Origin of the sequence: Sphingobacterium sp. NGMCC 1.201703 (genome assembly GCF_047784615.1) — a bacterium.
In the GTDB taxonomy this organism is placed as follows: Bacteria; Bacteroidota; Bacteroidia; order Sphingobacteriales; family Sphingobacteriaceae; genus Sphingobacterium.
This window is the reverse complement of the sequence record NZ_JBLOHD010000001.1, coordinates 412,613-436,344: the sequence shown is the minus strand read 5'-3', so window position 1 is coordinate 436,344 and position 23,732 is coordinate 412,613. Positions and strand designations below refer to the sequence as shown.

The following is a 23,732-nucleotide window of genomic DNA, read 5'->3' as shown; positions in this document are numbered from 1 at the left end:
TGAATTGTTAAGGGTTTAATAATCTATAGAATTCGCACTTCAATAAATTTGGCTCTTTACAACAGGGGATGCGTCAACATCCCCTTTACTATTGTATTGGACCTTTTGGTTAATTCGTCTGGTTATATCATATTTTATAAATTTAAATTGATAAAAAAATTAATTGTATTAATGAATGACTATACGCCGTCCATCGATCTCAAACTTTCGGTTTGTTGTGTACGACAGAATTTTCAAGACCTCCGAAAGTCTGGATTCCCTACTGAGTGTCCCATTAAACCGATTGTCTAGACCAATGCTCTCGGCATTGACAAAATCCACATTATACCATCGCGAAATCTGATTGATAATCTCTTCGAAGCTACTTCCATCCAATAAAAACTCACCGCGTTGCCAGGCCGTATTCTTTTGTATGTCTGCAGGCTGAACCCGTATTTTATCTAGACTGATGATCGCTTCATTTCCTGGAGAAAGATAAGCCTCGTGCCCGTGGCTTATAATTTTCACCTTACCTTCCACCAATGAGGTGCTGATTTCCTCTTGGTAGGCATTTACGTTAAAACTCGTCCCCAGTACTTCGATAACGGATTTTTCCACTTCGATGCGAAAAGGCTTGCTGGCATCTTTGGCCACCTGGAAAAAGGCCTCACCTACCAGTTTCACCCTGCGTTCGTCACCAGCAAATTGATCCGGATATTCTAGTTTAGAAGCAGCGTTCAGCCAGACTGTTGTTCCGTCACTGAGCACGACACTATAAGTGCCTGCGGCCGGAACCTCCAATGTGAGATTCCCTTTAAATGCATCGGATTTTACATTTTCGGGTTGCGTTTCTTTTCCCAATAACTGTGTTTCTCCACGTTCATTGGATAGTTTAGCAAAACGCCCCCCCGGAAGGATATCGTTTTTAAACATTCCGGAAGTATCTGCGGTAATTGCGGCAAGCTGTGTTACAGGATTTGTTTGTTTTTTTTGTTGTAGCAGTAGAAACGTTGTCGTTAATGCAAAGAGAATTGAAGCTGCAACAGCTATTGGTTTCCAGATAAACCTTCTTTGGGGCTTTACCTTATTTATCTCACCTTCAAGTGTGTGCATCAGCACATTTTTGGAGCGTGCCAATGCCGCCTCTTTTTCCGTGACTGGAACTGCTGGTTCTTTATCGAATGAAAAGAACCATTCGGTTACCAACTGTTCCTCATCCGGATTACATTCTCCCCTGAGATATTTCTTCAGTAATTTTTGAGCCTGCTCTCTTTGGTTATCTTCTGTCATATATTTATATAACCCCAGATAAACTGTAGAAGTACCGAAAAAAAATGATTTTTATTTTGTTTTTAGCTTTAAGCGACTTAATGCCAAGGAGATATTATTTTTAACGGTCTGTTCGGAGATGGAGAGACGGAAAGCGATTTCCTTGATGCTCAGACCTTCCACACGACTGAGATTGAATGCCGACTGCATGGTTGTAGGCATTTTGGCGATTTCATGATCCAACATACATGATAGCTCCTGCACCATGAGTTTCTCATCGCTATTACTTGCGCCGACGGGTTCATTTTCTAACGGCAGCACAAGCCGTTCGAAATGCGTGATCCGCTTTTGATCCTGGACCATCCAGTCAATTACCTCGTATTTGGCCGCCTTGAAAAGATAAGGATAGATTGAATCTTCGATTTCAATTTTATGGCGCCGGTTCCACAAGGAGGCAAAAACGTCCTGAAGGATATCTTCCGCATCTGAAATTGAGCCAATCCGTTTTAAGATAAAGCTTAGTAATGTATTGCCATAGCGATCAAACAACACCGAAAACGCCTGTGTATTGTCATCTTTTACAATATCAAAAAGTTCCTTATCAGACAGTTCTTTCATGACGCATTGATTATATGTCCGCGATATCGGATTTCCAAAGGATTTATGCAAAGTTATAATTGTGATGTTAATATAACATTAAATTGTACATCGTGCAAGATCAAGGAAAAATCTATTTTTCCACAGGACAGGGCTTTTAACAAAACCTTCGGGTTGCATGGCATTGAATTGAATGCGCAGTTATATCCGTTGATAAAGTCCGACTTGAGAGTACAGTTCACGAAACAGCCTTCGTATGCAATAGAAAAAGGCCAGAGCAATTTTGCTCCGGCCTCCAAAAAAACTATCCTTTAATTAACCTACTAATTCTTATCCATCTTTATATCTATTCAACCTACGAACAAGGCTGATCGGAAAATAGTTTTAATTATTTTTCTCCGGATAATATTCCAGTCGCAAGTTCTTCAGTTGGCCTACCAGCACTTTCAAAACGCTCCTACTCAAAATCAAGGCTTGAAAAAATCAAGCTCCGCTATGGCTAAGGATTTACCGTTTCCGGCAATCACCGTAGATGCTATTTTTACAAAACGTGCATTTTTTACACTTCTAAACCGGTATGTGCGTGTAGACGGATCATTGATCAAATTACCAAACTCGAAGCTCTCTGTATCTTCCCAATGCGTACCATCCCGGCTAACCGATATCGCTCCCGATTGCATCATACCTTCGGCATTTTTGCGTTGCGGTGTATAGCTAAATGCAGCTATGGAATAATCTGCCCCCAAATCGACCACCAGTTCTTGTGAGGGGCCAGTCGCCTTTGATAGCCAATAGGTATCGTCCTGCTCGTCAAAGGCTTCACGGCCGTTCTTGCCATCCATTGTACTACTTACCGACTGCAGTTGCCAAGCTAGTTTGGGAATCCCAAGTTCTTTCTGTGCAATTGCTCCTTTTTCTCCATCCTTATCAATTGCGACAGCTTTAATTAGATGCCCATTGCTTTCAAATTCAGCCATATATTTGTGCGAAGCTGCTGAAGGCACCGTACCATCCTCTGTATAGTAAATCTCAAAGGTGCTATTGAGGTTTTTGAGAACGTCCTCATGATGTGGTTTCCAGCCAAATTCACTTTTCGCAGGTGTTATAGCTATTTTACCTGCCTTATTCCTAGCGATGTGCAGTTCGGGCGGTCGTGTAGGCACATAATAAGCCCCTAGACTGCCCAACACTGGATTGGCGCGGCTCCCTAGCACGCGGAGTCGGATCCGACTTGTCTCTTGTGTCGGAAACCGCAAAATTCGTTTATATCCGACATTCGTGGCTGTCACGATCTGCTGCCAATGACCATCCTGCCAGATATCAAGCGCATGCTGTTCTATCCGTTCGCCACTGCTATGTACAGCCTCTTGAATCACAAACCGATTCAATTTAATTTGATGTGGCAACGAAATTATAAGCTCCCCAGTCGCCGCATGAAATATTTTATTTGTTTTATCATTATTATCCAAAAGAGATTTGTCGAGGTCGCTCCCACGGAGCAAGTTGTCTTTATAGCTCGATTGAATTCGCTCGCCCACGGCTTTCAATACGTTTACATCTTCATCCGAGAAACGTCCCTCACGATTGGGTGGAATATTTAGGAGAAAAGTCGAATTGCCACCTACCGAACGTTCATAGATATCAAATACATCATCTGCCGATCGTACTTTCTGAAAAACATCATCGCGATAAAACCAACCTTCTCGGATCGATGTATTGGTTTCGGCTTGTTGGTAATGTAAAAACTTCGCGTCAAACAATTTTTCCCTACTGCCTAGATCCTCCTCTGTCAGATCACGAAAACCTTCCATTTTAATGGGGTCTGCATCAAATGGAATCACATTCCATTCGGTACTGCGTGTTTTACCGGACTCATTGCCACACCAACGAATATCTTCTTTACCAAAAACAACCGCTTTAGGTGCCAAATTGGAAATCAAATCTCGCCAAGCCGCATAATTATATTGTTGACCACCCTTTGTTTTTGGATGCGCACCATCGAACCAGACTTCATGAATAGGTCCATATTCAGTTAATAATTCAAAGAGTTGATTCAGAAAATAGGCATTATAATCGTCCGCCTTATAGCGAAAGGTTCGCTTGTCTTTAAAGGGCCTGCCCGCTACCGGAGTTGGAAAAGTACGCTCCGTATAAGCACTTTGATTACCATAGAGCCCTTTCGCATCTTCAATCTGATAAAGATCGGCAGGAGAAAGATATACGCCCAGTTTAAGCCCATATTTTTTGCATGATTGTGAAAGCTCCCTTAAAATATCACCCCTACCATGCTGAAATCCCGTAGACATAATACCGTGCTTCGTATAGCGGCTTTGCCAAAGAACAAATCCATCATGGTGTTTAGCTGTGAAGATCACTTTCTTCATGCCAGCAGATTTCATAGCAGCGCACCATTGATCCGTATCCAGATTTTTGAGATCAAATATCTTGGGATCTTCCTTTCCACTCCCCCATTCCATTTTCGTAAATGTATTGGGGCCAAAATGTATGAAGGCGATAAATTCATCTTTCAACGCCTCATATTGTTTATCCGTCGGCACAATATGCACCGCCTTGGCGATAATATCGTTGGGACCATCATGGGGATTTATAGCATAAGTATTTTTAAACACTAGCGCAGGCGATTCGACTCGTTTCTGTGCGAAGACAGGTGTAAGAAAGCTACTTACACAAATTGCAAACATCAATTTCTCTTTCATAATTCAGTAATTAAATCTATATCATCTTCAAAAACAACTAATTGCCTATTGAAAAACCATAAATGAGTCAATGTTTTCAAAGATTACTATATGTTTAAAATAAATAAACTTTTGTTTACAGCTATACTAATTGGCGTAAAAATTTAGGATGTTGTGTAGCATAAAAAGAGAATTAGCTACTAATAATTGAACATTATCGACACTTATTAGACTATTTTCCCTCGCTTAAATTAAAATGAAATACTTTTCCACTGTCAGGAAAGGATTCCAATTGTTCGTTAGTCAGCCCCTCTCTAGCTGTGCTTATAAACACATCGCTACCTGTAGGGCCGCCAAAACAACAGGAAGTCACATGAGGTGCATCCACCTCTATTTTATTCAGCAATTCGCCCGTCTCAATATGCCATTTGCAGACTGCGAAACCGCCCCAATGCGCTATCCAAAGATGTCCATCAGGGCCTATACACATGCCATCCGGCATGCCTAGTTCCTCGGGCACCCGTAGTAAGGTGCTGAATGTGTTGCCCACTTTCCTAATCGTGTCAAGTGCGGAAGGCCGAGCATAACGACGTATTTCTCGCGTATAGGTATCTATAAAGTAAAAATAAGGGCTATTGTTGGGCCATACGATGCCGTTGGGAATCGTTACTTCCGGAATAACAGTCTCCAAGGTACCGTTGCGGAAACGCATCAGTTTTCCCTGACCGGACAGCGCTTGCATATGCATCGTTCCGAACCAAAAATTGCCCTCGGGATCTATTCCACCGTCGTTGGTACGAATTTGACCGTCCCTTGAATCCAGCTCGGCTACGACTGTCAAATCTTGCGTTTCCTTTGTCCAAACAGCCAGTCCCCGCTGCATGGCCACAAGAAATTTACCCGATCCGTCCGGCCAGGGTACAATCTTACTCACATAACTGGGCAAATCCCAACAGGCCGACTCTTTACTTTCCAAATGATAAGAATGGATACGCTTGTGCAAAATATCCACCCAATACAAACATCTTTCCCTCTTACTCCACATCATTCCTTCTCCCAGCTGGCAGGGAATATCCAATAAGACCCTTGCTTCTTTTAAATTCTTTTCCATCACCATTCTGTTATGCCTGACCTTATCGGCAATTTATTCTTGAGGTTTATCTTCTTGTATCAAAGCATCGCCACCATCTATAAGATCGGCGAGTTCACTTGGAGTTAATCTTCCTGCATCAATGCACTTCGTCCACCATCAATTAAGTAGGTAGTTCCACTTGCAAAGGAAGCATAGGTACTGGAAAGAAAAACACACCAGCCGCCAATCTCCTCGGGTGTTCCGAGTCTCTTGACGGGATGTCTGCCCACCGTCTTTTGTCTTTCGACATCAGCATCCGGAAAGCTGTCAAACCATTTTTGATTGCCGGGAGTGTCTATAAAGCCCGGCGCAAGCCCTACGGTACGAATAGTTGGGCCCCATTCGATCGCCATAGCCCTAACAAGTGAAAGGAGCGCTCCTTTGGTTACGTTATAAGGAAAACAACCTGGGATGGAGGCGTAAGCATGGTTGGAAGCCATGATAATAATCACTCCCGGTGAAGCTTGTGCCAGTAACGGTTTTAGCGCTCTCGCCAACAACCAATGAGATGCTAGGTTCAAACTGCTGTTCTGGTTCCAATCCGCTAGCGTGCAATTATCCAGTCCCTTAAAGATATTCTGTCCGGCATTCGATACAAGTATATCCAAACGGCCGTGCTCCTGTTGAAGGAGCACGACCAGTTCTTTAAGAGCTGTCTCGTTGGACACATCGGCTTTATAATAAAATGTACGTTGCCGATAAGGTTCCATTACCGAAACAAATGAAACCACAGCCTGATCATCGGCCGCCAATTCAGCACAGGCTATGACGGTCGCACCCGCCGCTGCAAATTGCAGGCTCGCCCCTAGCCCAATGCCCGAAATCCCACCTGTGATCAGGACAACCTTGCCTGTTAAATCAATTGTAAATGCCATTTAACATTAAATTTACACATAAAACCCCGGTCTAGGTTCCAATACCCCAGGATGTTTTAACATTTCTTCTTCGATCAAATCTACACCTAATCCCGGTCTTTCGCTCAAGACCAGGTGGCCATTTTTCACCATATCTTTAATCGAATGATCAATGACTTCGTCGCGCCAGGGCACATCATTGAACATAAATTCCTGTCTGAAGAAATTTGGTACTGAAGCACAGACATGCGCACTGGCCAAGGTGGAAAGTGGCCCATTGGGGTTATGTGGTGCCAATAATACATTATATGCTTCCATCATTGTTGCCATACGCTTCATTTCCGAAGGCCCACCGCAACGTGTAATATCAGGCATCATAATGTCACAGATATTTTTTTCCAATACCGGTCTAATCCCATGGCGGGTATAATGTCTTTCTCCTACGCAAATTGACACATTCGAGGGAATACGCTCCCTCATGGCACGCAAGTTATCCGCATTTTCGGGTCCTGCTGGTTCCTCATACCAGGTAATATTCAGCTCCGAGAGGCGCTGCGCCATTTGTACAGCTACACGGTAATTTAACATGGCATGTGTCTCGATCATAATGTCAAAATTGGGGCCTACCCCCTCACGAACAGCTTTACTCACTTCAAAAGCGAGATCTTGCTGTTCGGCAGTCAGGGTCAGATTTGCTGCCAGATCTTCCCCATAAAGGTAGTTTGTATGCGCAAAAGGATCAAATTTTAATCCTGTAAAACCGGCTTCTTTGACTGCTCGTGCTTGTCGCGCATAGTCTTCGGGATTATGTCCACCACCAGTAAACCAATAGTTGGCATACAACAAAATCTCTTTACGGAAAGCGCCCCCCAACAGTTCGTAACAAGGTACCCCAAGCACCTTACCTTTCAAATCCAATAAGGCCATGTCAATACCCGAAATGGCACACATACTTGCACCATAGGGTCCGATCCAATTGAGATCGCGGTAGAGTTTGGTCCAGATAAAATCTGTTTTCATCGGATCCAAGCCAACAATCCGCTGCCCCACATGTTTGGCCGCTTCATAAACTATTGGACTACCAGGCCAGTTGGTCGCTTCACCAACACCAGTATGCCCTGTATCGGTATAAATCTTTACTAAAGTCCAATTGTATTTTACGCCTTCAACCAACCAGACTTTAACGTCTATAATCTTCATTGCTCTACTATTTTATTTTATCTTAAGAATAATCTGTCCGCTTAACTTGTCGCCTTTTTTTAGCTTTTTACGCCCATAACTGTGTGGTGAGCCATAAAAAGGCTCTGAGCCATTATTCGAATAATTAGCTATCAACCATTGAATATGCTGATCCTGCTTCCAGGCCCGTGTATGCTGATGTCCATTAGATATCACTTTGATCTCTGCCATAGGGCTTTTCAAACTTGCCCAGTAAATATTGGTTTTAGTCGACCTAAAGTCGTTTGAACCCAATATATTGGCATCATCTTTCCAATCTTTCGCCTGAGGCTTGCCGTGCTCTTCCACTTCATACAGCGCTGCTGCGTGCAATGTCGCTTCGCCTTCATTACGTCCGATATGGTTGGCAGGATAGGTCGAAAATGTTCCATTCCGAGCCCAGGCGAGTTTATCATAAGATAAAGGCAGTTCCATCATCAATCCGGATTGATAGAGATCCATTTCTTTCCCCTGTTGATAGTTCATCTCATATTCCACCCGTAAAAGGCCATTTTTAAGGAAAATAAATTTTTGCTTTCCTGTTCCATTTTGGTAGGTTAGATCCACAACAACGCTTACGCTGTCGCCTGCCTGTTTGGCCTCTATGGCATTCGCAAATAATGTATATTGCTCATATTGTTTCAATGGGGCTATGTTATTCTGATACGTTTCCCCCGCCACGTTTGGTTTACCACCATCCTCGGCATTGGCTTCAATAAGTGCAACCGAAGGCCCTTTTGTCAAAATCAGCTCGCCATTTTTTCGGACGGCGAGTAATTTGCCATAGGTTCGGCTGAATGTATAATCTACCTTACCTTGCTTGACATAAATATACGCCGAATCTTGTTTGAGCTGTAGTTCCGTTGCCGAAAACTTTTCCTGATTTTTGACAACTTTCTCAAATAGCTCATTTTCAACCTCATTTTGCTGATTGTCCATAGCAATAATCCGCAATGAACTATATTCAGCTTGAATCGGTAATATTACCTCTCCACTTGTTCGCGGTTTGATTGGGGCCTTGAAAGGAATCTGTTTACCATCCACGATGGCAAACAGTTTGAGCTGATCAAGCGAAAGAAAATCGTATCTGTTTTCAATAGTGACCACTACTTTCCCATCCTTCAGTTTCGGTGTGCTGATCTTGACGGGCGAATAGGCCTTTTTCATGCCAAAATATTCAGGTTTAGGTCTACGCCAACCATCGATTGGACCCCAAGGGCCATACCCAACAATACGTCCGTCGGGAAGGTGAAAGCTATCATCGATACCGCTCCATATTGCGCCACCCAAGTTGGCCGAATGTTTATAGATTGAATCAACAAAAGTGACCAGGGGTGCATTATAAGCCTCACGGATACCGGGGTCGGTCAGCAGTTCACGCCTGTTGTAAGTGGACAAATGAGCGTATTCACCAAATAAAGTCGGTCTTGTCATGGTATCTGTCGCCTTAGGTCCGTTAATGCCGGGATAGTGGTAATTGGCGATATCAGCTTTACTCCCACCATTGTTAAATCCGCCCCAAGTCTGGTCATGAAAACTCGTCGGACGCGTTGGATCTAAGGCTTTCACACGCGCATTGACTTCGGCCCATAATGGGCTCCAATGCGATTCGTTGCCCAAAGACCAAAATAATATCGAGGGATGATTGCGGTTGCCCAGCACATTATCGATATTTGCGCCAAGCATGACAGGCAAGAAACGCTTGTCTTTATAATCCCATTTGCGCCAGATTGGTGAGGCATGATGCTGGATCCAGCTCAATGCCGCCTCACTCTCCACATACATACCTAACTCGTCCGCTGCATTCAAAAACTCTTCCGATGGTGGATAGTGCGAGGTTCGGATATAATTGACATTCGCCTGTTTAAAAAGAACGACATCCTGCCGATCAATTGCTGGATCAGAAGCCCTACCGTTCAACGGATGTACAGCATGCCTATTCACTCCTCTCAATTTGACGGGTTTACCATTCACCATCAACTGATTTTTGAGCACTTCAATTTCCCGAAATCCAACTTTTTGTATATTGGTCTGTACCCTCTTGCCATCCACCATCAGCGCTGTTTCCAAAACATAGAGATAAGGCGTTTCGGCCGACCATTGCATCGGTTTTTTCACTGCCAATAGACTTTCGATCTGTTTATGACTCCCTGCTCCAAGCTGAATCTCGCCCGACGATTTTTCAATAACTATTTTTCCATTGCCATCTTTAAGCACATAACGGAGTGAAACCTGTTGCTTCTGGTTAGAACTGTTTTGAACCAAGCCTGCAAGTCTGAGCGTTGCATGAATATATTTTGAGTCAAAATCTGTGACGGCCTGCGCATCCGAAATATGCACCTTAGGAACGGTAAACAAAGTCGCTTTGCGCAAAATTCCACCCACAGTATGTGCCGCATACTGAGATACACAGGAGAGAATATCACTGATGGTATTGGCCTGAATTTCTACAGTCAGTTTATTTTTACCCTTCTTAACTTTTCCGGTCAGATCGACCTGAAAAGCTACAAATCCCCCTTCATGTTCACCGACCAGCTGATCGTTAACTTTCACAAGCGCATGTGAACTGACACCGTCAAAGCGGATATATACTGGATTGCCCTCCCAATCATCAGGCATGTCAAATGAGCGTTCATACACTGCGGTTTCGCCCGGAGCAACATGTTGGCCTTGCATTTCCCATTCTCCAGGTACCTGAATGGCCACGGGTTTAGCGTCGGCCACCTTAAAATGCCATTGTCCATTCAAAAGAATGCGGCTGGTTTTAGTCATGGCCAATTGATCAGGCAAGGGCATCAAAAATTGTCCACCTTGTTGCGCAGATAGATTTCCTAAGCTGGAACAGGCCAACAACAGCGCCAACCAGCTTCCTTTGGATAATTTGACCTTACATAATTCCATATTTTTCAAATGCTTCTTTGGCACCCATGCCTTCCATAACCTTGTTCAATACTACTTTTTCAGCTCTGGCTTTTTCAAATGCCCGAGCGAAAACCTCCTGTTCATATTCGCGCGGTACCACGCAGACACCATCAATATCGCCGATCAGCATATCGCCATCCTTGATCAGGACATTTCCAAATCGGATTGGTACACGCCAGTCAATAACCTTGCCTCGCGGTGCCTGATCCTGCGCATAACAGCCCATGGAAAAACAAGGAAAATCCAACGCCAAGATCCCGACGGTGTCTCTTGAGTAGCCATTGACAATCGCGCCATGCGCACCCAATGCTTTTGCTCTTGCACTCATGATTTCACCCCAAAGCGCATAGTCCGGCGAAGAGCCGCTGCAAATGTAAACCTCGCCCGGGCGCAGATCATCCAAGGCTTCAAGCATAAATCCAAATGATTTTGACAGCACCGGATTTTTCGATTGCTCCTCAGCATTCCCGCAGACATCAGCTTCCAATACCGTCATTGCTCTGCCTATTAAAAACAGATCGGATTTTAGCGGTCTTATACTGGGTGGTAGAAATTGATGGAACAATCCCATTTTATCCATGACGTCCCCAATGACAGCTGTAAAAAGTTCCTTACGGATCAGCTCAAAGAGCTCCTCATCATTTGCCCATTCCACCAGATAGTTTTCTTTCATTTTTTATATCAATTAAATCATGTTACCACAAAAAGGCATACAGGGCTACCAATACGCCCAGGATGAATAAACTCACTAATTTGAAACCACTGGAGGTCACAAAAAGACTTCTATTCACGATTACTGTATCATTACGATAGTTTCGATTACCCAGCAGGCTGACCAATGCCATCGTTGCTACCGTACATACAAACACCACAAGAATGCGATTCATAAAGGGACTTTGATCTAACCAGAAATTTTTAAAGAGCAAAGAATAGGCAAATGTAGCAATGGCGCCAGCAAAGGCTGCGTTAGGTGTTGTCCACGTTGTGAAGATACCCATTAGAAAAATCGCCAATACGCCTGGTGTGATAAAACCGGTAAACTCCTGAATAAACTGAAAGCCCTGATCCAGATGCTGCAATAGCGGAGCCAAGGAGGCACCAATGACCAAGGCGATCAATACCGTTGATTTACCCAGCTTCACCAAGGCTGTATCGCTCACTGCGTCACCTTTTAAATTTTTATAGAGATCCAAAGACACAATCGTTGCTATACTGTTGACCTTTCCAGCCAGCGAGGCCACGATAGCAGCCGTTAAAGCAGCAAAAGCCAATCCTTTGAAGCCCGTGGGTAGAATCGAGAGTAACAGCGGATAAGCTTTATCGGGCTTCACGGTACTATCTTCAAGCATCCCTTGTGCAAAACTGAGATTCGAACCTTCTTTGTATAAATAATAAGCGGCAATGCCGGGCAACACCACAATCAAGGGCATAAACAGCTTCATCACGGCTGCAAACAACATCCCATTTTGGGCTGTTTTTAGATTTTTGGCTCCCAGTGCACGCTGGGTAATATATTGATTACATCCCCAATACGATAGATTGATCACCCACATGCCACCCAATAGAACCGACCATCCGGGCAGATCCATATAAGCATCGGTACCATCGGGTTTTATCATCTGTCCTTTTTCGATAAAGAGATGAAAATGCTGAGGCACCTCCGTTTTCAAGATAAGGAGTCCGTCCAGCCAATGTCCCATGCCCTTTGTATGCGCCACGAGATCGAGGGCGATATAGGTCGTCGTGAGCCCGCCTATAATCAACAAGACCACCTGAATCACGTCGGTGTAACCAATCACTTTCATCCCACCTAAAGCGATAATCAAGGCCAATACCGCCAACAGCCAAACAGCTACAAACAGGGGAATCCCCGCAATCGACTGAATGGCCAAACCACCCAGATAAAGTATCGAGGTCAAATTGACAAAAACATAGACCAAGACCCAGAATACAGCCATTACCATACTTACCCGTGGATCGAAACGCTTACGCAGAAACCCAGGCATGGTGAAAATCTTATTCTTCAGATAAATGGGTAAAAACACGACCGCTACAATAATTAATCCGATAGCAGCCATCCATTCATAGGATGCAATGGCCAGTCCCAGCGCAAAACCCGAGCCCGACATCCCTATAAATTGCTCTGCAGAGATATTCGAAGCAATAATAGAAGCCCCGATTGCCCACCAGCTTAAGGAACCTTCCGCAAGAAAATAGTCGTGCGGCAGTGAACCCGAACTGTGTTTGCGTCGATAAATGTAATAGCCATAACCACCCACAACAATAAAATAAAGCAGATAAATGAGTTGATCAATCCAAGCCAACATAGCGATATCATTAGAATTTTAAGGTAATAGCTCCCTGACAGGGTGAAGCTTCCAAGGTCTTGCAATAATTGCCCCAGGCAATTTCAGGATAATCCCATTTGTTGTTTACATACAAAACCAACTGTTCATTTTCCAGGCGATCCATACGACAAGCATTGTCGCCCAATGGAGAAACCACATGCATCAGGTTCTTTGCGCCACTACCCAAGGAGTAGTAGTATATATTCTCTTTCATTCCCTTCGCCTGCTGCGTTAGTGGATGCTGACTGCGTGCACCTTTATCTGCCCAATAGTAATAGTTGTGCGTATCCATGTACCATGGCTGCTTAGGCTCTTGGCCATACTGTGCGTTACCTACATAAGACAAGCTAGCCGACCCTTCATTGCCCGCAAATGATTCTTGAGGATAATCGTTCCAATAACCATTTCTGCTCCAGGTAATACGATCGAGTTCATTGCTGAGATAATACTTAATTCCGATCTCGCGCAGGTAGCCATTGGGCTCCCCCTGGGTATGATATAAAGTCTTCATTTCTCCTTTACCATCTATAGTTAGATCGAACTGGATGGATAAACTGCCATTTTTTCCCGTAATCGATACCAGGGCCAAATTGTCTTTGATGCGTACATCCAACTTGCTCAATTGCCAATTTTTATCTTCGAGCAGGTATTTGCTTGCACTTTTGCGGACTTCAGCACCAGTCAGATGATTGAGGTTAATGTCCATGTTTAAGAAAGGACCTTTTTGTATCACTACTTTACCGCCAATTGTTGCATTTTCAATCAAACCTGTTGTTTTTGAAATCGGGAAGTTAAAATCCTTGCCTTTAATCAGATAACGACCAGAATCTTCAACAAGCTGAATACCTCCATTTTGAGTCGATTCAGGCATTTTAACAGTGTGCTCTCCCAAATGATAACGGTAGCTATCCAGTATCATCCCTTTGCTATCCACAAAGCGCAAAGCCAGTTGTTCCCCCCGTTGCCAAGCTAAACCAGGTAGTTGAATATATCCTTTCTGATGCGGCGCAATATCCGGTAATCCTAGGGTATAGGTCTTTCCGTCATAGGTGTATTCCAATTTAATTTCCTGAAGCGAAGTATGATCAAATCGATTGTATACGGGAATCGTCAGTGGCTGAAAGCGGGCAAAATCAGGTATTATCTTTCCTTTCAACGTGACCAACACTGGAGATTGCGCTTTTTTTGTTGACCAAAATTCAGGTTTCTTGCGCCGCCAGACATCGACGATCCCCCATTCACCGTAACCTACCGCCTGTCCCTGAAAATCTTCAGGTTTGGCGGTACGGGAAAATTCCTTCCAAAAAGCAGTCCCTTTCTTCAGCTGCTGTGGAATCATAAATACCTCATCCACATAGCCCCATATTGCACCACCAAGGCCCCCTTGCTTCGGAAACAACCCGCCCCACATCATGTCCATGGAGATTCCCCAAAATTCACGGATATTCGGATCATCCTGTAAGGTTTTATACGTATAACAGGCCGGATGAGCCCATTCATCAAATAAAGCTGGGATGCCATGTCCCTCAAAGTTACGCGTGGTCTTGCCAAACTGAGTCAAGTTACCATACACGTCCTGATAATGCATGCTCAGGATTTCATAAATCTTAGGTTCGGTGGTTTGCGAGCCCGGATAACTCCAGATAATGGGTCTTGTCGGATCCATACGCTTCACCAAGTCGTGACTTTGCTTAAAATTGTCGCCATAGATTGATTCATTGCCGATGGACCAAAAAAGTACAGCCGGATGGCTTTTAAAGGTATTGACCATCTCGCGCGATTGGCTTAGGTATTGGTCCGTCTTTTTCGGATCGTTTTGTGAGGCGCCGGGTGCATAATTTTTTTGCCTGTAAGTATCCACAAAACAGATCGCAGTCTCTACTTCCACATAGATACCGTACTGGTTGCAATATTCGACGAAACGTTCTGTCGGCGGATAATGCGAGGTACGGATAAAATTAATATTGGCTTCTTTAAACAATTGAACGTCTAGGCTATCGTAATAGGCCGAAGCACTGCGTCCTAAGGTCGGGTGCATATCGTGCCGATTGGCGCCACGTAGCTTAACAGGATTGCCGTTTACCATAAGCTGGTCTTTAACCACTTTTACTTCGCGGAAACCGACCGATTTATGAAAGGCATACGTAGACCTCCCCTGCTCTTTCACTTCCACATCCAAGCGATAAAGATTTGGATGTTCGGCATCCCATTTTAGCGGTGCAGCTACACGGAACACATGGTTGTTAACTCCATCTACAATTGGTTTTTCAGGATTATCCAAGATAATACTTTTGCCGTTCGGATCAGTCAATGTATATTTAATCTCAGCCCCTTTGCCCACAAAACCGCCAAAATCCAATTTTAGCTGCGCATCGGTATACGACGCGTCAAAGGCTGTTTCGATGTTAAAGTCGGTCACAGGATTTGCCGCTGTTGCAAATAAAGTCACATCCCGCAAGATCCCACCTATCGGATGGTGTGCATAGCCCGATGCATACGAAATATCATCCAGTTGATCCTGTATTTCAAGCTCAATTTCATTCTGCTTTCCGAAAATCACATAAGGTGTAATATCTACTTCCCAACGTGTAAATCCACCATGATGACTTGTCACCGCTTTACCATTGATGCTCAGTTTGGCAAAGCTATACACACCATCAAAACGGATGATCGTCTTTTTTCCCTTATACTGACTGGGTACCAAAAATTTGCGTCTATAAAAAAAAGATTGGTCGTATTGAATACCATAGCCCTGCATGACAGCTTCCCCGGGAACCTGAATATTTTCCCAAGCCGAACCGCGATCAAATTTGAAATTCCATTGGCCATTTAAGGATTGTACAGGAGCTTTCAGACCAGTCACTTTAGCCGGCAACTGATAAGCGGTCTGCTGTGCCATTGCCCAGCTCCCCATTACCCCCAAAAAGGCCAACAACAGCAATTTTAGTTTTTTCATATCATAATAGGTTGTAATTCCACCCGATTGGAACGCAATATCACATTGTTACATTCTTTGTCAAAGATAGCGGCTCTTACACGGTAATACTACAACTGGTTATACAAAAACTAAAACTATTTACACCCTAATTACAACCATTAAAATATTATTAAGTGAATATTGTTTGATATCCCAGTAAATACGTATTTTTGCATTAACCAATGTAGCTATGTATGAACAAATTATCCAAACCTCAATTTATTGAGCTTACTCCACCCAGCGAAAAGACAATCCATGTCAAATTGGTCGATCAGGAATTTTTAAGCAATCCATTACACTTTCACGAGCTCTGTGAACTGGTGCTGATTGTGGAAAGTTTCGGCAAGCGCATTGTGGGCAACAATGTGGCGACCTTTACAGAAGGAGACCTGGTCTTGATGGGGCCCAATATTCCACATATCTGGCGCAACGACGACTTATTTCTGCAGCAGAGCAATGAATTGCGTGCCCGTGCCATAGTTGTCTATTTTCCGGCCGATTTCTTACTTCGCCTGACTGACGAACATCAAACCATCCAGGCCATGCAGCAATTTATACGCAAGGCCCAACGTGGACTTCGTTTTTATGGTGAAACACTCGATAAGGCACAGGTCTTATTGGAAAAACTCAGTGATAAGGAAGGGTTTCCAAAAATCATCGAATTCCTCAACCTTATTCAGTTGCTACAGGAAACCGATGAATTTGAAAGTTTAGCTTCTGAGGGTTATCGTCCCACTTTCAGTGAGCAGGAGACCCAGCGCATCAATAAGGTTTACCTTTATGTGATGAGCAACTTTAAGGAGGAGGTTAATCTACAAGCTGCCAGCGACATGCTCAACATGACGCCCAACGCCTTTTGTCGTTTTTTCAAACGCCATACCCAAAAACCCTTTTCTCGCTTTGTTAATGAGATGCGTATAGGTCATGCCTGTAAACTGCTGATGGACCGGACGCTTAGCATATCAGAGATTTGCTACGAATGCGGTTATCAGAATCTGACCAACTTCAATAAATTTTTTAAATCCATTATGAACAAAACACCACGCGAGTTTCGTAAAGAGATGGATCTGTAGGGCGTATAACCTTATCAAAAAGAAAGGCTGTACAAAAGTACAGCCCACTCCTACCAATTTACTGAAACTAACACCTGTTTAAAAACCCTTGATTGTTTTCAACGTATAATCTTGAGCGTCACCATTCGCTGCTGTCACCCGATACATTCTATCCTGTGAAAAATCGCCTGGTTTACCCAGTACCGGAGCTCCATTGAGCGGCGAAACCACCGAAACGTCCGACACAGTGATCGTAACCCACAGGTTAGCAAGTTGGTCTTTTTGAATCCGTTTTTTAAACTCATCAAACAACATCTGCTTGGTGACAGATCCCGAAGGCCCCGCCTTCTTAACCGAGTTGATATCGTACGAAATCGTAGACGTATATCCTTTTTGTCCATTCGTATCAAAAGCTACCGCGGTATTCTTAAAAACGACCTCACAGACCCGGTCAAGCTCAATCTCCTGCATTGGAGTTCCTTTCTGTATGGTATCATTATATAGAAAGCGGTATGAATAACTTACTGCAGTCAGTTTGTTGTCAGGCGAATTTGGCAGCTCTTCATAGCCCTTTTTTAGACAGCTTCCCATCGCAATGAGCGTTAGTGCGCCGAGCAAAATACGCCCTATTTTGTGATTTATTCTATGCATAATCAATTTCATTATATCTGTATTCCAATTTTTATTCCCATCCCGGATTTTGCTTCACGCCCGATTTCAAGCGGAATGTTTCGTTGATTGGCATCAAGTACCTTTTGGCAGAGAATCGAGCTTCCCCAACGACATTATTGTCTTCAAAAAAAGAATAGGATTTACCATCTCTCGAAATTCGAATTCCCCGTAAGCTGCCCTGCAATTCAGGAATAACAAATCCAGATCCTACATAAGCTCCATCACGCAGACCACCCGATGTGCGCATGCCCCAGCGTAACAGCGACCAATACCGATCGTTATTTTCGTAAACCATCTCCACATTCCGTTCTCTTTTATAGGCTTCAAAAAGTGAGTTTCCCCAATTGTTGCCCGAAAGTGTATTTAGATATTGGTTGACGCTACTTTCAGAAAAACCACCATGACGTACCATGGTCGGCAGCATGTATTTTTTTGCATTGGCAAAGTCTCCTTTCATGAGATAAGCTTCAGCCATATTGAGATAAGCCTCACCATAACGGAGCACCGAAAACACATAGTCCAATTTTTGGTCAGATGGTGAAGGCAGGCTCACAATGTTATCGTAAAAATACTTCACCATCGCATAGCCCGTACTGGAATTATAATTTTCGGTATTTCCTGACTGGTACCCATATTCCTGTACCGAACCTTCGTTAATCTTGCTATTGGCATTGCTCACATTTCCGTCCCTTCTAAAAAACACACGTACCTGATTGTTGAAATACATGCAGCTATCATAGAGTATCGTTGCATAAAAGCGTTGATCTCTTTTCTTGCTGTTGGAGAAATACATTTTCTCATCCACATTTTTACCTGTCGTGACATAACTGGCATTATTCCAGGTTTTCAACTGTCCATCTACATCCGAGACCAAATAGTCATCGACCAGGTCTTGCGTCGGCCATGAACCGCCATCCATTCCCCAAAAATTCATCGTGACGTTGATTGGAAAGTTAGCTTTCGCATAGGACGAAAACTTACCTGTGGACCAAAGTCCCTGATATTGCATAGGCACATCATAGAGGGAAGTATTTGTTTTGTTACGCTCACGGGTGAGAATAAACTCAGTGGCCGCAACTGCAGTTTCATAGGATCTAAACATATTGTAATAAGGACTAAGCTGTGTCCCGCCATTACTGAGCCCTAGGGCTTCTCCCGACTGTATTACCTTATCGTAGTAGCTGCTATTTGCAGTCCCGCCATCCAGATATGCAGCGGCCTGCAATCCTACACGCATGATTAAGGCATTTGCCGCATTCGATGTGGCTCTTCCTCTTTCAGAAGTCGCTGGAAGAGAAGAAGCTGCCCTTTGCAAATCTGCGAGAATAAAATCGTAAGTTTCCTTGGCTGAACTTCTCGGAATCTGAAGATCATCATCCAGTGTCAAGACTTTGTCAATCAATTGCAGTCCACCATACAGTTTGGCATACACAAAGTAGTGTGCAGCTCTTAAAAAATATAACTCCCCTAAACTCCTGTTCTTAAATTCACTCGAAAAAGTCGTGCTTGCTTCAATATTGGCAATTGCCGAATTAATACGCCACAAAAGTGAATAATTTAACCAACCATAATTATCTGATTTTAGCATGAGCTCGGCTCTTTCTTTTGTCCAAAAGGCACCGTTCAGCGTACCCACCATCACATTTTTAGTGGTTCCTTCCGACCTTGCCGAATAAGGATGTGCATATCCCGACATCCAGGCATCGGTACCCAATACATCAGCATATACCTGGTAAATATAGGCTGTTGTCAAATTTTCACTATTCCAGGTCTGCTCACCAGTAATCTTATCGTATGGCGTCGTTTCCAAAAACTTTTTACAGGAAGAGAAGAACATCACCGTCATGCCCAACATCCCTATTATCAAACGTTTTTTCATAATTTTTTTTTAATTAAAATCCCAATAAAAATCCTGCGGAGTAGGTTCGCATCATTGGATATGCGTAACCATCAAAAGTGTTGGATTCTGGATCAGCATATTTGACTGATGGACCAAATGCCAACAAGTTTACACCCGACACAAAAAGGGTCAAGTTGTTCATCCATTGCTGCGACTTCATGATCGAATGTTTAAAATCATATGATAGGGTTAAGGATTTCAATCGAACATAATAGGTCTTGCGGGCCCAGAAGTCTGAGGACGAATAGTTATTGTTATTGTTCAAACTCGCGTTGCCCGGTCTTGGCATCGTCGCATTAGGATTAGATGGCGACCAATTGTCGTTCTGAAACTGAAAGTCCAGGCGTCGTTCGCCTTCGGAGCCCATGGCCACATTGGAAAAGTAATTTTGTTTCATCCCTGTTCCCTGTATGGTAGATTGTACACTGAAGCCTTTGTAGCTTGCACCCAAGTCTACGCCATAAACGAATGTCGGGCTCGAATTATGTCCATAGCGCACTTGATCCTGCCCATCAATCTTACCGTCACCATTGACATCCTGGTACCAGAGATCTCCAGGTCTGAGGTCTGTAGAAGTTTCTCGTTTGGGATTATTCAGAATATCCTGTGGGTTCGTATAGAACTGCGCCCCCACATAACCAGTACCCACGTAGCCATAGTAATTACCCTGTTGACGAATCCGCGGATTAGCCAGAGTGACACTGTCCTCATTAGTTTTAAAGGCAAACGATTTATAATAGGTAAAGTTAAAACCGGCATTAAAATCGACGTTGCCAATCTTGTCTTTGTATTTGATAAAACCATCAAGTCCTTCTTTCCGGTCCTCGGCATCGGTCACCACCAGCGGAAGCGTATACCCGATGGGATCTGTATAGCGATAGGAATTATCGGCGGCGAGATAACCTTTGGTCTTTTCAAAGAAATAGTCCAATGCAGCATCGACCTTATTTCCAAATAGGGAAAAATCTGCTCCTATATTGTATTTCGAACGCGTATACCAGGTCATATTGATACTTGGCTGCGCACCAGGAGTAACCGTATTGACCAACTTCCCGTCCACCACATACCCATTTGTATTGTAGTTGTAGGTGGCGAGATAAGCATATGCCCAGTGATCCGCATCATTGAGGCCAATTTGCCCGTAAGAGCCCCTCAATTTCAAATAAGTCAAGACATTTTTGGCCTTTATATCTTTGAAGAAGTTTTCCTCAGAAAGCGCCCAACCAGCAGAGAATGAAGGGAAGAAGCCCCATCTTTTGGTTGATATAAAATTGTCCGAACCGTCATAACGTCCGGCAAAATCAAAAATATAGCGCTGTTTATAATCATAGTGAAACTTACCCACATAACCCATCCACGCCTGTTTGCCTTCGGTATTGCTCGCTGTGATCAACTCTGCATCACCTTTTTGGATCTGCTTGATCGCAGTGGTATAGAATCCTCGGGAGCCGGCATTTAAGGCATTACTATAATACTGACGCATGTTTTGAACCAGGGTTGCTTCCACATTGTGGCCATCACCAAATGTCCGCCGATAATCGGCTCTGAAATTGACGTCAAAATTTTGGGTCATATAAGAAGAGCGTCCGACACTAATGTTTGTAGGATCTTCTTTTGTTGCATTTCCCTGTTCATCGTAATAGGTAGCCGTTTCGACCCAGTCTACACGATCCTGAGATTCGATGTTAAAATTCCCATTAAATCCGAGGCTTAACCCTTCGATCCATGGCACGTTCCAATTGAGTGCCCCCGATAGTTGATTATACACCGTCTTTAACTTGATATAACCCGGGCTCAGCAAGGCCAATGCAGGGTTGTCAAACTGGTTTGATATCTGGCCGCTGGATGTAAAAGGTTTTTCAAATGGATTACGATCGCGCAGCCTACTATAGATCGTATAGGCACTTGCCGGAGGATAATCCTCATTTCGGATATATCCATTGACATTGAAATCGAGTTTCAGTCCGATTTTATCGAAGTTGCTCGACACATTGCTCCGATAGGTATACCGGTGATAATTCAGTGATTTGGCTTTATAAATACCCTCTTGACTAAATGCATTGAGGCTACCAAAGAAACGCAGTTTTTCACTACCCCCATTCAGTGAAAGCGTATGATCCTGTTGCGGTACAAACCTCCGCGTCAACTCTTTTTCCCAGTTGGTAAAGTTACTGAGATTGTTTTTGATATCCTCCATTTCTTCAGTCGTCTTGAAGGAGTTAATTCCCATTCCCAAAGCCTGATTAAGGTTGTTGATCGCTGTGGCATACTGATAGGCATCCATGCGTTTGGTTTGGTATGAAGGCGTATTAAAGCCAAAGTTTGCCTGGTAGTTGACATTGAGTTTACCCGAATCGCCCTGTTTGGTGGTAATCAGCACAACCCCATTTCCGGCATTCATCCCATACACTGCTGTTGAGGCCGCATCTTTCAAAATCGTCATCGATTTGATATCCGCTTTATTGAGGCTAAAAAACTGCTGTTGTGTAGAGATAAATCCATCAATTACATAAAGCGGTGTACCATTGCCACGAATGGAAATACTGGCGCCATTTTGTCCTGGTTCGGCCGAGCCTTGCTGCACGATCACTCCGGGAATTCTTCCCTGCAAAGCCGATCCCATGTCTCCAAAGGGTAAGTTTTCAATTGTTTTCGCATCAAAAGAAGCGATGGCAGTAGAGTTTTTCTTCACACTGGTCGTACCAAAACCAACCACAACGACCTGATCCAAGGCGATATCATTATCATCCAGAACAATTTCTACATTCTTTTGCGTCCCATGGACAGTGAATTCCTGATTTCTATAATTTACATGGCGAACAATCAAGGTCGAACGATCAGCCACCCGGATGGAAAAATGGCCCTCATCGTCAGTTTTTGTTCCGATTTTACTATCCTCTTTAGACAATATCGTTACACCAGCCAGTCGCTCGCCTTTTTTATTCCGCACGGTTCCTTCGATCAGAACCGGTTCTGCCTTTTGTGTTTTGCTATTCAGTCCGCCTTTGTAAGACCATTGGATGGTAAACATCTTTTCACTTTCGGGCCGCCCCTTGGCAAATGAATCCTGTCCATAGCAAATAGACATGGCAAGTATCCCTACTCCCATTCCAGCCTTCAACAGGTCAAAATTGCCCATACGATCCCTAGGCTTTTTATTGGTCAACAGTTCTTTCATAAATAATAATAAGTTAGTTTATAATTCAGCATCGGTAAACGACGGCACCATGGATTCGCCTCGGTCTACAGCGCTATTATTAACCAAAATTATTACAGATCGAATCGAGAAACTAAAACTTGGAAATCAATTATTAAAACTATTTTATCCCATATAAGATTCAGGTATCCAATAAAATACAGCAACAAAAAGCCACATCAAGCTTTGTTGATGTGGCTTTTTGTTTAGCCAAAGGAAGCGATGACTCTAGCCGCTATTTACTGTTTGCTTTCAGTATAAAATCTATAATCGGACTAGGATCTACCAGACAATGCGGATGATGTCCGACCTCGGGTTTATGGATGATCTCAATGCTGCCACCCGCGCGACGAATCTCCTCCGCAAATGGCAAGGCGTTTTCGGCGATAGGAACTACATCGTCCTTATCACCGACAACATGGAGCAATGGTATCATTCCTTCCATAGCCGATTTTTTGTTGAGCCCACCATCCTGTAACTTTCGGTAAAACCCATCCCAGATTGTCAATGCTTCTTCATTTCCAAAAAGCTCGGCGACATCACAGTATACCACGTGATAGCCATGCTCGAGCAGACCTATGTCTACCTGCGGTTCATGGCCCCAAAAGCGGGAGCGCCATACCCAGGGGTGTCCAACTGCTGTGACTTTTGGACGGATAATCTTGGCCTCACGTCCATGAAACGAAAAACTATAGCCCTCAAATCCGTGAAAATCTAAGTTTGAACCACCCAATTTCATATTTTGAGCTAAGTTAAAATCACTAGCTCCATTTTTTTCCAAGGTGACCCGGTCGGTACTCGCTTTGCGCTGCCCCATACCCGGCCCAGCGATAGTCGATAATAAAATAAATAAGCCGTACTGCAGGATACAGCTTAGGTAAGAAATTTTATATTTCATTTTTTTTTCAGGCTTATTTTAG

General features: G+C 43.6%; 15 protein-coding genes. 1 reads left to right on the top strand and 14 read right to left on the bottom strand.

What is annotated here, in order from left to right; translation table 11 throughout:
* Positions 1-168 precede the first annotated feature (168 nt).
* The 10 genes from ACK8HY_RS01760 to ACK8HY_RS01715 all read right to left on the bottom strand — a co-directional run bounded on the left by ACK8HY_RS01760 (position 169) and on the right by ACK8HY_RS01715 (position 15,971).
* Positions 169-1,269 (bottom strand): FecR family protein, encoded by a 1,101-nt coding sequence (locus ACK8HY_RS01760; RefSeq protein WP_416132550.1) that lies wholly within the window; start codon positions 1,267-1,269, stop codon positions 169-171.
* A 51-nt stretch (positions 1,270-1,320) separates the two neighbouring features.
* Positions 1,321-1,866 (bottom strand): RNA polymerase sigma factor, encoded by a 546-nt coding sequence (locus ACK8HY_RS01755; RefSeq protein WP_416132549.1) that lies wholly within the window; start codon positions 1,864-1,866, stop codon positions 1,321-1,323.
* Positions 1,867-2,312: 446 nt separating this feature from the next.
* Positions 2,313-4,562, bottom strand: coding sequence for an alpha-L-fucosidase (locus ACK8HY_RS01750; protein WP_416132548.1), 2,250 nt, complete (start codon positions 4,560-4,562; stop codon positions 2,313-2,315).
* A gap of 211 nt (positions 4,563-4,773) precedes the next feature.
* Complete coding sequence (locus ACK8HY_RS01745; RefSeq protein ID WP_416132547.1) at positions 4,774-5,652, bottom strand: SMP-30/gluconolactonase/LRE family protein; 879 nt, start codon at positions 5,650-5,652, stop codon at positions 4,774-4,776.
* 104 nt (positions 5,653-5,756) lie between these two features.
* On the bottom strand, positions 5,757-6,548 hold the full coding sequence (locus ACK8HY_RS01740; RefSeq protein ID WP_416132546.1) for an SDR family NAD(P)-dependent oxidoreductase: 792 nt from the start codon (positions 6,546-6,548) through the stop codon (positions 5,757-5,759).
* A gap of 12 nt (positions 6,549-6,560) precedes the next feature.
* Positions 6,561-7,727, bottom strand: a complete 1,167-nt coding sequence (locus ACK8HY_RS01735; RefSeq protein WP_416132545.1) for a mandelate racemase/muconate lactonizing enzyme family protein — start codon at positions 7,725-7,727, stop codon at positions 6,561-6,563.
* Between the two features lie 12 nt (positions 7,728-7,739).
* Positions 7,740-10,646, bottom strand: a complete 2,907-nt coding sequence (locus ACK8HY_RS01730; RefSeq protein WP_416132544.1) for a glycoside hydrolase family 2 TIM barrel-domain containing protein — start codon at positions 10,644-10,646, stop codon at positions 7,740-7,742.
* Positions 10,633-11,340, bottom strand: a complete 708-nt coding sequence (locus tag ACK8HY_RS01725; RefSeq protein WP_217700062.1) for an RraA family protein — start codon at positions 11,338-11,340, stop codon at positions 10,633-10,635. Before ACK8HY_RS01725 ends, ACK8HY_RS01730 begins: the two co-directional genes overlap by 14 nt.
* A gap of 22 nt (positions 11,341-11,362) precedes the next feature.
* Entirely contained in the window at positions 11,363-12,994 is a 1,632-nt protein-coding gene (locus ACK8HY_RS01720; RefSeq protein WP_416132543.1) for a sodium:solute symporter family transporter, read from the bottom strand.
* Positions 12,995-13,004: 10 nt separating this feature from the next.
* The gene (locus ACK8HY_RS01715; protein WP_416132542.1) at positions 13,005-15,971 is read right to left on the bottom strand and encodes a glycoside hydrolase family 2 TIM barrel-domain containing protein; all 2,967 of its coding nucleotides are present in this window, start codon (positions 15,969-15,971) and stop codon (positions 13,005-13,007) included.
* Positions 15,972-16,186: 215 nt separating this feature from the next.
* Here ACK8HY_RS01715 and ACK8HY_RS01710 point away from each other — a divergent pair, with 215 nt between their 5' ends.
* A complete protein-coding gene (locus tag ACK8HY_RS01710; protein WP_416132541.1) occupies positions 16,187-17,065 on the top strand; it encodes an AraC family transcriptional regulator in 879 nt (292 codons plus the stop codon).
* A 78-nt stretch (positions 17,066-17,143) separates the two neighbouring features.
* Here the strand turns inward: ACK8HY_RS01710 and ACK8HY_RS01705 are convergent, their stop codons facing one another.
* The 4 genes from ACK8HY_RS01705 to ACK8HY_RS01690 all read right to left on the bottom strand — a co-directional run bounded on the left by ACK8HY_RS01705 (position 17,144) and on the right by ACK8HY_RS01690 (position 23,710).
* Entirely contained in the window at positions 17,144-17,695 is a 552-nt protein-coding gene (locus ACK8HY_RS01705) for a DUF5018-related domain-containing protein (protein ID WP_182331089.1), read from the bottom strand.
* Positions 17,696-17,726: 31 nt separating this feature from the next.
* Positions 17,727-19,595, bottom strand: a complete 1,869-nt coding sequence (locus ACK8HY_RS01700; protein WP_416132540.1) for a RagB/SusD family nutrient uptake outer membrane protein — start codon at positions 19,593-19,595, stop codon at positions 17,727-17,729.
* A 13-nt stretch (positions 19,596-19,608) separates the two neighbouring features.
* On the bottom strand, positions 19,609-22,794 hold the full coding sequence (locus ACK8HY_RS01695; RefSeq protein WP_416132539.1) for a SusC/RagA family TonB-linked outer membrane protein: 3,186 nt from the start codon (positions 22,792-22,794) through the stop codon (positions 19,609-19,611).
* 253 nt (positions 22,795-23,047) lie between these two features.
* A complete protein-coding gene (locus ACK8HY_RS01690; RefSeq protein WP_416132538.1) occupies positions 23,048-23,710 on the bottom strand; it encodes a hypothetical protein in 663 nt (220 codons plus the stop codon).
* Positions 23,711-23,732 lie beyond the last annotated feature (22 nt).